The 12,977-nt window shown below is 56.3% G+C and carries 15 protein-coding genes; 13 read left to right on the forward strand and 2 right to left on the reverse strand.

The features are described 5' to 3' along the window. The 10 genes from rseA (at window position 1) to acpS (ending at window position 8,769) form a co-directional block, all read left to right on the forward strand. On the forward strand, window positions 1-651 hold the full coding sequence (rseA, locus tag ACOTZC_RS11120) for an anti-sigma-E factor RseA (RefSeq protein WP_008502186.1): 651 nt from the start codon (window positions 1-3) through the stop codon (window positions 649-651). After that, the gene (gene rseB, locus ACOTZC_RS11125; protein WP_023308851.1) at window positions 651-1,604 is read left to right on the forward strand and encodes a sigma-E factor regulatory protein RseB; all 954 of its coding nucleotides are present in this window, start codon (window positions 651-653) and stop codon (window positions 1,602-1,604) included. Before rseA ends, rseB begins: the two co-directional genes overlap by 1 nt. Next, window positions 1,601-2,077, forward strand: coding sequence for a SoxR-reducing system protein RseC (gene rseC / locus ACOTZC_RS11130; protein WP_045399436.1), 477 nt, complete (start codon window positions 1,601-1,603; stop codon window positions 2,075-2,077). Before rseB ends, rseC begins: the two co-directional genes overlap by 4 nt. Window positions 2,078-2,262: 185 nt before the next feature. Next, on the forward strand, window positions 2,263-4,062 hold the full coding sequence (gene lepA, locus ACOTZC_RS11135; protein WP_109845519.1) for a translation elongation factor 4: 1,800 nt from the start codon (window positions 2,263-2,265) through the stop codon (window positions 4,060-4,062). 15 nt (window positions 4,063-4,077) lie between these two features. After that, window positions 4,078-5,052, forward strand: coding sequence for a signal peptidase I (gene lepB, locus ACOTZC_RS11140; RefSeq protein WP_023308848.1), 975 nt, complete (start codon window positions 4,078-4,080; stop codon window positions 5,050-5,052). 222 nt (window positions 5,053-5,274) lie between these two features. After that, complete coding sequence (gene rnc, locus ACOTZC_RS11145; protein WP_003860711.1) at window positions 5,275-5,955, forward strand: ribonuclease III; 681 nt, start codon at window positions 5,275-5,277, stop codon at window positions 5,953-5,955. Next, on the forward strand, window positions 5,952-6,857 hold the full coding sequence (era, locus tag ACOTZC_RS11150; RefSeq protein ID WP_023308847.1) for a GTPase Era: 906 nt from the start codon (window positions 5,952-5,954) through the stop codon (window positions 6,855-6,857). Before rnc ends, era begins: the two co-directional genes overlap by 4 nt. A 17-nt stretch (window positions 6,858-6,874) precedes the next feature. After that, window positions 6,875-7,582 (forward strand): DNA repair protein RecO, encoded by a 708-nt coding sequence (gene recO, locus ACOTZC_RS11155; RefSeq protein ID WP_023308846.1) that lies wholly within the window; start codon window positions 6,875-6,877, stop codon window positions 7,580-7,582. 75 nt (window positions 7,583-7,657) lie between these two features. Then, a complete protein-coding gene (pdxJ, locus tag ACOTZC_RS11160) occupies window positions 7,658-8,389 on the forward strand; it encodes a pyridoxine 5'-phosphate synthase (protein ID WP_047173868.1) in 732 nt (243 codons plus the stop codon). Further along, the gene (acpS, locus tag ACOTZC_RS11165; RefSeq protein WP_047173869.1) at window positions 8,389-8,769 is read left to right on the forward strand and encodes a holo-ACP synthase; all 381 of its coding nucleotides are present in this window, start codon (window positions 8,389-8,391) and stop codon (window positions 8,767-8,769) included. Before pdxJ ends, acpS begins: the two co-directional genes overlap by 1 nt. Here the strand turns inward: acpS and ACOTZC_RS11170 are convergent. Together ACOTZC_RS11170 and ACOTZC_RS11175 are read right to left on the reverse strand one after the other, a co-directional pair. Then, on the reverse strand, window positions 8,766-9,026 hold the full coding sequence (locus ACOTZC_RS11170) for a YfhL family 4Fe-4S dicluster ferredoxin (protein WP_008502177.1): 261 nt from the start codon (window positions 9,024-9,026) through the stop codon (window positions 8,766-8,768). The two genes, acpS and ACOTZC_RS11170, sit on opposite strands and share 4 nt — an antisense overlap. Window positions 9,027-9,072: 46 nt before the next feature. Then, window positions 9,073-9,921 (reverse strand): MurR/RpiR family transcriptional regulator, encoded by an 849-nt coding sequence (locus ACOTZC_RS11175; protein ID WP_023308844.1) that lies wholly within the window; start codon window positions 9,919-9,921, stop codon window positions 9,073-9,075. A 117-nt stretch (window positions 9,922-10,038) separates the two neighbouring features. Here ACOTZC_RS11175 and murQ point away from each other — a divergent pair, with 117 nt between their 5' ends. Genes murQ through yfhb form a run of 3 tightly spaced genes read left to right on the forward strand, consistent with a single transcriptional unit; the run spans window position 10,039 to window position 12,944 of the window. Further along, the gene (gene murQ, locus ACOTZC_RS11180; RefSeq protein WP_045355297.1) at window positions 10,039-10,932 is read left to right on the forward strand and encodes an N-acetylmuramic acid 6-phosphate etherase; all 894 of its coding nucleotides are present in this window, start codon (window positions 10,039-10,041) and stop codon (window positions 10,930-10,932) included. 11 nt (window positions 10,933-10,943) lie between these two features. Then, window positions 10,944-12,305, forward strand: a complete 1,362-nt coding sequence (locus tag ACOTZC_RS11185; protein WP_045399583.1) for a PTS transporter subunit EIIC — start codon at window positions 10,944-10,946, stop codon at window positions 12,303-12,305. Between the two features lie 3 nt (window positions 12,306-12,308). Beyond that, window positions 12,309-12,944, forward strand: a complete 636-nt coding sequence (yfhb, locus tag ACOTZC_RS11190; RefSeq protein WP_023308841.1) for a phosphatidylglycerophosphatase C — start codon at window positions 12,309-12,311, stop codon at window positions 12,942-12,944. Window positions 12,945-12,977 lie beyond the last annotated feature (33 nt).

The raw sequence follows: 12,977 nt of genomic DNA on the forward strand, positions 1-12,977 counted from the left end.
ATGCAGAAAGAAAAACTTTCCGCTTTAATGGATGGTGAAACGGTGGATAGTGAGCTGCTCAACGAGCTGTCTCATTCACCCGAAATGCAAGAGACCTGGGAGAGTTACCATCTCATCCGTGACACCCTTCGCGGTGACACCGGCGAGGTTCTCCATTTCGATATCTCAGCCCGCGTCATGGCGGCGATCGAGAATGAGCCTGTTCATCAGACCACTCCGCTGATTCCTGAAGCTCAACCCGCGCCTCACCAGTGGCAGAAAATGCCATTCTGGCAAAAGGTGCGCCCGTGGGCCAGCCAGCTTACCCAAATGGGTGTGGCTGCATGCGTATCGCTTGCAGTTATTGTTGGCGTCCAGCACTATAATACTCAGTCTGAAACTAATCAGCAGCCAGAAGCGCCAGTGTTTAACACACTGCCGATGATGGGCAAAGCTAGCCCGGTAAGCCTGGGCGTACCGGCTGATGCTTCCGCCAGCGGCGGCCAGCAACAGCAGGTTCAGGAGCAGCGCCGTCGCATTAATGCGATGTTGCAGGATTATGAGTTGCAGCGTCGTCTGCACTCTGAACAGCTTCAGTTTGAGCAGGCGCAGACACAGCAAGCTGCTGTGCAGGTGCCCGGAAACCAAACTTTAGGAACGCAATCGCAGTAATGAAGCAACTTTGGTTCGCCATGTCTCTGATGGCGGGTAGCCTGTTCTTCTCTGCCAACGCCTCGGCTGATGTATCATCCGGGGCGTTGTTGCAGCAAATGAATCTGGCCAGCCAGTCACTCAATTACGAGTTGGCATTTATCAGCATCAACAAGCAGGGCGTCGAGTCGTTACGCTATCGCCATGCCCGTCTTGATAACCAGCCGCTCGCCCAGCTTTTACAGATGGATGGCCCGCGTCGGGAAGTTGTCCAGCGTGGTAACGAAATCAGCTATTTCGAGCCAGGGCTGGAGCCTTTCACGCTGAATGGCGACTATATCGTTGATTCCCTGCCGTCACTCATTTACACCGACTTTAAACGGCTTGCCCCTTACTACGATTTTATTTCGGTAGGGCGTACCCGCATCGCGGACAGACTGTGCGAGGTAATTCGCGTTGTTGCCCGGGACGGAACGCGCTACAGCTATATCGTCTGGATTGATGCCGAAACCAAACTCCCCATGCGTGTTGACCTGCTCGACCGTGACGGTGAAACGCTGGAACAGTTCCGGGTTATCTCCTTCAGCGTGAACAATCAGGTTGGCAACAGCATGCAGAATCTGGCTAAGGCCAGCCTGCCGCCGCTGCTTTCTGTTCCTGCCGGGGATTCCGTTAATTTCAACTGGGTACCTGCCTGGATCCCGCAAGGGTTTAGCGAAGTGTCCAGCAGCCGACGTCAGCTGCCAACGATTGAAACGCCGGTAGAATCGCGCCTCTATTCGGATGGTTTGTTCAGCTTTTCGGTGAATATTAATCGCGCAACGGCAAATAGCGCTGAACAAATGCTGCGTACCGGGCGCCGTACGGTGAGTACAACGGTACGCGATAACGCAGAGATCACCATTGTGGGAGAACTCCCTCCGCAGACGGCGAAGCGCATCTCCGACAGCATTAAATTCAGGGCTGCACAATGATCAAAGAGTGGGCGACGGTTGTCTCATGGCAGAACGGCATTGCGCTGGTGAGCTGCGATGTTAAAGCCTCATGTAATAGCTGCGCATCCCGCGCCGGCTGCGGCAGTCGCGTGCTGAATAAGCTCGGGCCGCAAACATCGCACACGATTTCTGTGCCAAGCGAACAGCCGCTGATGGCGGGGCAGAAGGTGGAACTGGGCATCGCGGAAGGCAGCCTGCTCGGCTCCGCTATGCTTGTGTATCTCTCTCCGCTGGTCGGCCTGTTTATCATGGGCGGCCTGTTTCAGATGCTGTTTGGTACCGATGTGGCCGCTATGTGCGGTGCCGCATTGGGTGGCGTGGGGGGATTCTGGCTTGCCAAAGGGCTCTCTCCGACGCTCGCCGCACGCGAAGAGTGGCAGCCTGTCATTCTCAGCGTTGGGCTGGCGCCAGACCAGCTTCGTGTTGAAACGCTCTCTTCTGAGGCCCGGTGATCCATCGGGCTTTATCTTTTTTTACACCCTAAAACAGAAAACGTCCTTTCTTCACGCTATACCAGTCTCTAAGTGCATTTCCAGGTAGCGAGGATGTAGTGTAGAATGCTGCGTTTTCGCACTGAAAAACGTCAGGCTAAGAACAGCGGCCTCCAGGAATTCGTAAGGCATAATTATTTAACTATATGAAGAACATACGTAACTTTTCGATCATTGCTCACATTGACCACGGTAAGTCGACGCTGTCTGACCGTATTATCCAGATTTGCGGTGGCCTGTCTGATCGTGAAATGGAAGCCCAGGTTCTGGACTCCATGGACCTGGAACGCGAACGCGGTATCACCATTAAAGCGCAGAGCGTTACGCTTGATTACAAAGCGGCTGATGGTGAAACCTATCAACTGAACTTTATCGACACCCCAGGCCACGTTGACTTCTCCTATGAAGTTTCACGCTCGCTCGCGGCCTGTGAAGGCGCGCTGCTGGTGGTGGATGCCGGGCAGGGCGTTGAAGCCCAGACCCTGGCAAACTGCTACACCGCGATGGAAATGGATCTCGAAGTTGTGCCGGTTCTGAACAAGATCGACCTGCCAGCCGCCGATCCTGAGCGCGTAGCGGAAGAGATTGAAGATATTGTCGGCATTGACGCGACCGATGCCGTGCGCTGCTCCGCGAAAACCGGTGTCGGCGTCACCGACGTGCTGGAACGTCTGGTGCGTGATATTCCGGCCCCGGAAGGCGATCCGGATGCCCCGCTGCAGGCGCTGATTATCGACTCCTGGTTCGATAACTATCTGGGCGTTGTCTCCCTGGTGCGTATTAAAAACGGCACCATGCGCAAAGGCGACAAAATCAAGGTAATGAGTACCGGACAGGTCTACAACGCCGACCGTCTGGGCATCTTCACGCCAAAACAGGTTGACCGTACCGAGCTGAGATGCGGCGAGGTAGGCTGGCTGGTCTGCGCCATCAAAGACATCCTCGGCGCGCCGGTGGGCGATACCCTGACCGGCGCACGTAACCCGGCGGACAAAGCGCTGCCAGGCTTTAAAAAGGTGAAACCGCAGGTTTACGCGGGTCTGTTCCCGGTCAGCTCTGACGACTACGAAAACTTCCGTGACGCGCTCGGTAAACTGAGCCTGAACGATGCTTCACTGTTCTACGAGCCAGAAAGCTCAACGGCGCTGGGCTTCGGTTTCCGCTGTGGCTTCCTTGGTCTACTGCACATGGAGATCATTCAGGAGCGTCTGGAGCGTGAATACGATCTGGATCTGATCACCACGGCGCCGACCGTAGTCTATGAAGTTGAAACCACCTCGAAAGAAGTGATCTACGTCGATAGCCCGTCCAAGCTGCCGCCGCTGAACAACATTCAGGAGCTGCGTGAGCCTATCGCAGAGTGTCACATGCTGCTGCCGCAGGAATTCCTGGGTAACGTCATTACGCTGTGTATTGAGAAGCGTGGCGTGCAGACCAACATGGTTTACCACGGTAACCAGGTGGCGCTGACCTATGAAATCCCGATGGCGGAAGTGGTACTCGACTTCTTCGACCGTCTGAAGTCGACCTCCCGTGGCTATGCGTCACTGGATTACAACTTTAAACGCTTCCAGGCTTCCAACATGGTGCGTGTGGACGTGCTGATCAACGGCGAGCGCGTGGATGCGCTGGCGCTGATCACCCACAACGACAATGCGCCGTACCGTGGCCGCGAGCTGGTTGAGAAGATGAAAGATCTGATCCCGCGTCAGCAGTTCGATATCGCGATTCAGGCGGCGATTGGCAACCACATTATCGCGCGTTCAACCGTGAAACAGCTGCGTAAAAACGTTCTGGCGAAGTGCTATGGCGGTGACGTCAGCCGTAAGAAAAAGCTGCTGCAGAAGCAGAAAGAAGGTAAGAAGCGTATGAAGCAGGTCGGTAACGTCGAGCTGCCGCAGGAAGCATTCCTTGCCATCCTTCATGTTGGTAAAGACGGCAAATAACCCTAAGGAGTTGGCATGGCGAACATGTTTGCCCTGATCCTGGTCATTGCTACCCTGGTGACAGGTCTGCTGTGGTGTCTGGATAAGTTTATCTTCGCCCCAAAACGTCGTGAACGTCAGGCTGCCGCACAGGCAGCCACTGGAGATGGGATTGACGCGAAAACCCTGAAGAAAGTCGGCCCGAAACCGGGCTGGCTGGAAACGGGCGCCTCGGTATTTCCGGTGCTGGCAATTGTTCTGGTGGTGCGTTCGTTTATTTATGAGCCGTTCCAAATCCCATCAGGGTCAATGATGCCAACGCTGCTGATTGGTGATTTTATTCTGGTAGAGAAGTTTGCCTACGGCATTAAAGATCCTATCTACCAGAAAACGCTGATCGAAACCGGTCATCCGAAACGTGGCGACATCGTGGTGTTCAAATATCCGGAAGATCCGCGCCTGGACTACATCAAGCGCGCGGTAGGTCTGCCGGGTGATAAAGTGACTTACGATCCGGTTGCGAAAGAAGTCACCGTTCAGCCGGGCTGCAGCTCCGGTACCGCATGTGAAAACGCGCTGCCAATCACCTACTCAAACGTTGAGCCAAGTGATTTTGTGCAGACCTTTGCCCGTCGTAACGGCGGCGAAGCGACCAGCGGATTCTTCCAGGTACCGAAAGGTGAAACCAAAGAGGACGGCATCCGTCTGGTTGAGCGCAAAGAGACGCTGGGCGATGTGACGCACCGAATCCTCACCGTGCCAATCGCGCAGGATCAGCTGGGTATGTACTATCGCCAGCCGGGCCAGCAGCTGGCTAGCTGGATTGTACCGCCAGGACATTACTTCATGATGGGTGACAACCGCGATAACTCTGCGGACAGCCGTTACTGGGGCTTTGTGCCGGAAGCGAATCTGGTCGGCAAAGCCACCGCCATCTGGATGAGTTTTGAGAAGCAGGAAGGCGAATGGCCGACCGGTGTACGCCTGAATCGTATCGGCGGAATCCATTAATTCTCAATAAATGAACGCGTAGCCGCTTTTATTAGCGGCTACGTGAATTATTTCCACGATAAATCTCTTCGAACTAACGACATCCCCTGTCGTTGTGTATAGAATATTCCCCCGAAGTTTAAGGTTGGCCCTGCAAGGGTGCCACGGCACACGAAACCGCGTTGGTTTTCTCAGGTCGGTTTCGTGTGCTGCATTTTTGACGCATTCATTTATTGGTATCGCATGAACCCCATCGTAATTAATCGGCTTCAACGGAAGCTGGGCTACACTTTTCATCATCAGGAGTTGTTGCAACAGGCATTAACCCACCGCAGTGCCAGCAGCAAACATAATGAGCGTCTCGAGTTTTTAGGCGACTCTATTTTAAGTTTCGTGATTGCGAATGCGCTTTATCATCGTTTCCCGCGTGTGGACGAGGGTGATATGAGCCGCATGCGTGCCACGCTGGTTCGGGGTAATACCCTTGCGGAAATCGCGCGCGAGTTTGAACTGGGCGAATGTCTGCGTCTTGGACCGGGTGAACTGAAAAGCGGCGGCTTCCGTCGTGAATCTATTCTTGCCGATACGGTCGAAGCATTAATTGGTGGTGTGTTCCTGGACAGCGATATCCAGACCGTAGAAAAGCTGATCCTGAACTGGTATCAGACCCGTCTGGACGAAATCAGCCCGGGCGATAAACAAAAAGATCCGAAAACGCGTCTGCAGGAATATTTGCAGGGTCGTCATCTGCCGCTGCCGTCTTATCTGGTGGTACAGGTGCGTGGCGAAGCGCACGATCAGGAATTTACCATCCATTGCCAGGTCAGTGGCCTGAGTGAACCGGTGGTGGGCACAGGTTCAAGCCGTCGTAAGGCTGAACAGGCTGCCGCCGAACAGGCGTTAAAAATGCTGGAGCTGGAATGAGCGAAGATAAAACCTATTGCGGATTTATTGCCATCGTCGGACGTCCGAACGTTGGCAAATCCACCCTGCTGAATAATCTGCTTGGGCAGAAGATTTCTATCACTTCGCGTAAGGCGCAGACCACGCGTCACCGCATCGTCGGCATCCATACTGAAGGCGCGTATCAGGCGATCTACGTCGATACCCCTGGCCTGCACATGGAAGAGAAGCGTGCCATCAACCGCCTGATGAACAAGGCGGCGAGCAGCTCGATCGGCGATGTAGAGCTGGTGATTTTCGTTGTGGAAGGCACCCGCTGGACGCCGGATGACGAGATGGTGCTGAACAAGCTGCGTGACGGCAAAACGCCTGTCATCCTCGCGGTCAACAAAGTTGATAACGTGCAGGAAAAGGCCGACCTGCTGCCGCATCTGCAGTGGCTCGGTAGCCAGATGAACTTTCTCGACATTGTTCCGCTGTCTGCTGAGACCGGTCTGAACGTTGATACCATCGCGGGCATCGTGCGTAAGCACCTTCCGGAAGCGATTCATCACTTCCCGGAAGACTACATCACCGATCGCTCTCAGCGCTTTATGGCGTCTGAAATCATCCGTGAAAAGCTGATGCGTTTCCTGGGTGCTGAACTGCCTTACTCCGTAACGGTGGAGATCGAGCGTTTCCAGACCAACGAGCGCGGTGGCTACGATATCAACGGCCTGATCCTCGTTGAGCGCGAAGGGCAGAAGAAGATGGTGATCGGCAACAAAGGGGCCAAGATCAAAACCATCGGCATTGAAGCCCGTAAGGACATGATGGAGATGTTCGAAGCGCCGGTTCACCTCGAACTGTGGGTGAAAGTGAAATCTGGCTGGGCCGATGATGAGCGTGCTCTGCGCAGCCTCGGTTACGGCGAAGACCAGTAACTTAAGACGACGAGCATATGGATGGATGGCAGCGCGCCTTTGTCCTGCATAGTCGTCCCTGGAGCGAAACCAGCCTTATGCTGGACGTCTTCACGGAAGAGTCGGGCCGCGTGCGCCTTGTTGCGAAAGGCGCACGTTCCAAACGTTCTAACCTGAAAGGTGCCCTACAGCCTTTCACGCCGCTGCTGGTACGCTTCGGTGGGCGAGGGGAAGTGAAAACCCTGCGCAGCGCTGAAGCCGTCTCCCTGGCGCTTCCTCTTTCCGGCATCACGCTCTATAGCGGTCTGTATGTCAACGAACTCATCTCACGCGTTCTTGAACATGAGACCCGCTTCTCTGAACTTTTCTTCGATTATCTGCACTGTATCCAGGCGCTGGCTGGCGGAACCGGCACGCCCGAACCCGCCTTGCGTCGTTTTGAACTGGCGCTGCTGGGCCACCTCGGATACGGCGTAGATTTTCTGCACTGCGCGGGCAGCGGTGACGAGATAGAAGACACCATGACCTACCGCTACCGCGAAGAAAAAGGCTTCATTGCCAGTATCGTGATAGACAACAGCACCTTTACCGGGCGCCAGCTCCGGGCGCTGTATGAGCGCGAGTTTCCCGATCTGGACACCCTGCGCGCAGCAAAACGCTTTACCCGGATTGCCCTCAAGCCTTATCTTGGCGGCAAGCCCTTAAAGAGCCGCGAATTATTCAGGCAGTTTGTGCCGAAACGTTAATGTTTTACCCCTCACCCCAGCCCTCTCCCGGAGGGAAGAGGGGAAGAGAAATGAACCAAAATACCGAGGATTGTCATGGCTGAATTACTGTTAGGCGTCAACATCGACCACATCGCCACGCTGCGTAATGCGCGCGGCACGGCGTATCCCGATCCGGTTCAGGCAGCGTTTATCGCTGAACAGGCTGGCGCTGACGGCATTACCGTTCACCTGCGTGAAGACCGTCGCCATATCACCGATCGCGACGTGCGCATTCTGCGTCAGACGCTGGACACCCGTATGAATCTGGAGATGGCGGTCACCGAAGAGATGCTGGCGATTGCCTGCGAGACCCAGCCGCATTTCTGCTGCCTGGTGCCGGAAAAACGCCAGGAAGTAACCACCGAAGGCGGTCTGGATGTGGCCGGTCAGCTCGACAAAATGCGCGATGCCTGCAAGCGCCTGGCGGATGCCGGTATCCTGGTTTCTCTGTTTATCGACGCCGATTTCGCCCAGATTAAAGCGGCGGCCGACGTGGGTGCACCGTATATCGAAATCCACACCGGCTGCTATGCCGATGCCAAAAACGACGCCGAGCAGGCCAAAGAGCTGGAGCGTATTGCCAAAGCGGCCACGTACGCCTCAAGCCTGGGCCTGAAGGTTAACGCCGGTCACGGCCTGACCTACCATAACGTGAAGGCCATTGCCGCGCTGTCGGAAATGCACGAGCTGAACATCGGCCACGCCATCATTGGCCGCGCGGTGATGAGCGGCCTGAAAGAGGCGGTTTCAGAAATGAAACGCCTGATGCAGGAAGCGCGTCAGTAATGGCCATTCTGGGCTTAGGCACCGATATCGTTGAAATAGCCCGTATTGAAGCGGTGATCGCCCGTAGCGGCGATCGCCTCGCAAAACGCGTGCTGAGCGATAACGAGTGGGCCATCTGGGAAGCGCATCAGCAGCCGGTGCGTTTTCTGGCAAAGCGCTTTGCGGTAAAAGAGGCGGCGGCCAAAGCCTTCGGAACCGGCATTCGTAACGGCCTGGCGTTTAATCAGTTCGAAGTGTTTAACGATGAGCTGGGCAAACCGAGCCTGCGTCTGTGGGGAGAAGCGCAAAAGCTGGCGGAAAAGCTGGGGGTGAATCACATGCACGTGACGATCGCGGATGAACGCCACTATGCCAGCGCGACGGTGATCATCGAAAGTTAAAGTTTGTCCGCGTGGTGCATCAGGACAAACTTATCCCATAGCTGCTCTTCGCTCTCAACGTGGGCCGGATCCTTCAGGATGGTATTCGGGATCGGGCACACTTTCTGACAGGTCGGCGTTTCATAGTGGCCGATGCATTCCGTGCAGCGGTCGCTGTTAATCTCATAAATGCTGTCGCCCATCGAAATCGCCTGGTTCGGGCATTCGGGCTCGCACATATCGCAATTAATGCATTTTTTGGTAATTAACAGCGCCATCAGGAAATTCTCAGAAACAACACAAACCGGGCGGGCATTATAAGCGTCAAACCAGTTTCTTTACCAGTTCTTCGCTGTGACGAATGCGTTCGGGCGCGCGCTCCAGATCCTGCTGCACCAGCGCCATAAACAGCAGGTCCGTCAGCATCATTTGCGCGCTGGTGGACGAGATAGCCGCGCTGCGCGTGGCCTGCTCTTCGGCAATGGTATATAAACAGCGCGTGGCCCGCTGCTGCAGGGCATTCGGGGTAAAACCGGTGATCGCCAGAATTTTACCGCCGACGCGTAGCGCTTCATCGGTTGCCATGTTGATCTCTCGACGCTCGCCGGAGTAGGAGATAGCCAGCAGCAGATCGTCAGGATCCATCGCCTGTACGGTCGCCAGCAGGGCGTGCATATCCTGCTCGACGATGGCGTTAAGCCCAATTTTCGTCAGCTTCCAGCCAAAGTTACGCGCCACAAGTCCGGACGCCCCGATACCGGTCAGGATGATGCGCCGCGCGCCGCGCAGCATCGCTACGCTCTCCAGCAGCTTCTCTTCCGTATTCACGTCGAGCGTCGCGTGCATAGCCGCCACGTTCTCTTTGATCAGCTTTTCGCCAACCAGCCGCATCGGGTCATCGCCGCGGATCTGATTATGCACCGGCATTGACTGCGGGTTGGGGTTGCTCACCAGCGCTTCGCTGATCGCCAGCTTGAGGGCGGGGAACCCCTTAAAGCCAATCTTCTGGGCAAACTTCACCACGCTGGACTGGCTCACGCCGGCTTCACTCGCCAGCTGCTGCGAGCTGAGGTGGCGTGCATGATCGGGTTGAGAAAGCAGAAAATCCGCCAGCTTCTTGTCGCTTTGGGCAAAGCCTGCATAACGCTGGCGAATGCGAATTAAACAGTTCATAGGGTCTCCTGGCGAAAATGTGATTATCTGCGCAAATACGAATTTTGCTCGCCTGAATGAATTTTATATTCCATTATAGTGTGATTATTATGAATTAAAAATTCTTGAGGTACAAAAATGAATCTTGGCTCACTTGTTTCTGAAACGCGTAACCCACAAACCATGGATCTGGATGCGCTCTCCACCCTGGAGCTGGTTAACCGCTTTAATCAACAGGATACGCTGGTCGCGCAGGCAGTGAAAGAGACTTTACCCGAGGTGGCGAAAGCGGTCGATGCGGCGGCGGAAGCCCTTAAGGCCGGCGGTCGCATTATCTACATGGGAGCGGGTACCAGCGGGCGTCTTGGGGTTCTGGATGCGTCAGAATGTCCGCCCACCTTTGGGGTGCCGCACGGTCTGGTCGTTGGGCTGATTGCCGGTGGACCCGGCGCGCTGCTGAAAGCCGTTGAGGGAGCGGAAGACAATAAACAGCTGGGCGAGGATGACCTGAAGGATCTGAATCTGACCGCGAAGGATCTGGTGGTCGGGCTGGCGGCATCCGGGCGCACCCCGTACGTCATTGGCGGGCTGGAATACGCCAACCGGACGGGCTGCACGACGGTCGCCATCTCCTGTAATCCGGGTTCCCCGATTGCGCAGGTGGCCGCTATCGCTATCTCTCCGGTAGTCGGGCCGGAAGCGCTCACCGGCTCCACGCGCCTGAAATCCGGGACCGCGCAAAAGCTGGTGCTCAATATGATCTCCACCGGCGCGATGGTGAAGTTCGGCAAGGTTTATCAGAACCTGATGGTGGATATGCAGGCCACCAACGTCAAGCTGGTGGACAGAGCCTGCCGCATGGTGATGGAGGCGACAGGCGCAGGCCGTGAAGAGGCAGAAGCGGTGCTCAGGCAGACCGCTCACGATGTTAAACCGGCCATTCTGATGATCCTGAGCGGGCTGGATGCGGCGGCCGCGAGGGCCAAACTCGCTGCGCATAACGGCTTCTTACGGGCGGCATTAGAAAACTAACAGAGGCGTCTATGGACAAAACAGCAGCGCTCGCCAGCGATATCCTGCAGGGGATCGGTGGGGAAAAAAATATTCAGCGTCTCGAAAACTGCATGACGCGCGTGCGAGTCGAGGTACATAACGACGACCAGCTTGACGTACCGCGCCTTAAGCAGCTGTCCGGCGTCAGCGGCTACGTGAAACAAGGGCAGCAGCATCAGCTGATCGTCGGTCCGGGGAAAGCGGCGCAGGTTGTCGATGCCATGCGCGCGCTGATGGGCGTTAGCGCGAGCGCGTCGATGGACGATGCGGAGCGCACCAGGGCGCAGGCAAAGGCCAAATACAAAGCCCCCATGAGCGATGCGCTGCGTCAGCTGGCAAACGTCTTTATTCCACTAATCCCGGCGTTTATTGCCTCAGGCCTGATCACCGGGATCATCAACATCCTCAAGCGACCGGATATTGTGGGGGATTTCGCCACGCAGTATCCGAACCTGCTGGGGATTCTCGGGATCTTCGGCAGCGCTGTTTTCGCCATCATGAACATTCTGGTCGGGGTGAATACCGCGAAGGTGTTTGGCGGATCGCTGGCGATGGGCGGGGTAATGGCGGGCATCTTGTCCAGCCCGCAGCTGGCGCAGATCACGCTGTTTGGCGAGGCGCTCCAACCGGGCCGCGGCGGGGTGATCGCCGTGCTGCTGGTGGTCATCCTGATGAGCTGGATCGAGAAAAGGCTGCGCGCGGTTCTGCCTGGCTCGATCGAGCTGATTCTCAACCCGCTGTTGACCACGCTCATTACCGGTAGCGTAGCGATTGTGGCCCTCCAGCCGCTAGGCGGGTGGATCTCTGAAGCCATCGCTCACGGTGCGTCTCTGGCTATCGACCGAGGCGGGCTGCTGGTTGGCGCTGTGCTTTCCGGTACCTTCCTGCCGCTGGTGCTGACCGGCCTGCACCAGGGGCTGGTGCCGATCCACGTCGAGCTTGTACAGGCGCACGGCTATAACGCGCTGCTGCCTATCCTGTCGATGGCGGGGGTGGGGCAGGTCGGCGCGGCAATTGCCGTACTGATGAAAACCCGCAACGCGCGTCTGAAAAAAATGATTAAAGGCGCGCTCCCGGTCGGACTGCTCGGCATCGGCGAGCCGCTGATTTTCGGCGTTACGCTGCCGCTGGGTAAACCGTTCCTCGCCGCCTGTCTGGGGGGCGCGGTAGGCGGGGCGCTGATCAGCTACTGGAAAGTCGCTACCGTTATCACCTTTGGGCTTTCCGGTTTACCGCTGGCATTAACCATCGTGACCGGAAAAGTGATGCTCTATCTGTTAGGCTATTTAGTAGCGGTGATCGCCGGGTTCCTGTTTACCTGGCTGTTAGGTTTCAACGACCCAGAGGAGTAAGGTTTGGCAAATCACGCGCGTCGCGTTGTCTTTTTCGATCTGGATGGAACGCTGCATCAGCAGGATATGTTTGGTACGTTTATGCGTTACCTGCTGCGGCGTCAGCCTTTGAATGCGCTGCTCGTGCTGCCGCTCTTACCGGTTATCGGTATCGCGCTGCTGGTGAAAGGCCGTGCGGCGCGATGGCCGATGAGTTTGCTGCTGTGGGGATGTACCTTTGGGCACAGCGAAGCGCGGCTCAAGCAGCTCGAAAAGGATTTTGCGCACTGGTTTCGCGGCCACGTCGCCGCCTTTCCGGTTGTGCAGGCGCGCCTGACCAGCTACCTCGACGCTAACGATGCCGACATCTGGCTGATTACGGGCTCCCCGCAGACGCTGGTGGAGCAGGTCTATTTTGATACCCCCTGGCTTCCGCGCGTGAATCTTATCGCCACGCAAATTAGCCGCGGCTACGGCGGCTGGGTGCTGACCCTGCGCTGCCTGGGGCATGAAAAAGTGGTTCAGCTGGAAAAACGCATCGGTACGCCGCTGCGCCTCTACAGCGGCTACAGCGACAGCAAGCAGGACAACCCGCTGCTCTATTTTTGCCAGCACCGCTGGCGCGTCACGCCATCAGGCGAACTTCAGCAACTCGAATAGTCTTCTCTAAAACTGGCGTGTATAATGCCGCCC

It is taken from the genome of Enterobacter cloacae complex sp. SHL009 (assembly GCF_049237205.1).
Classification (GTDB): Bacteria; Pseudomonadota; Gammaproteobacteria; order Enterobacterales; family Enterobacteriaceae; genus Enterobacter; species Enterobacter cloacae_M.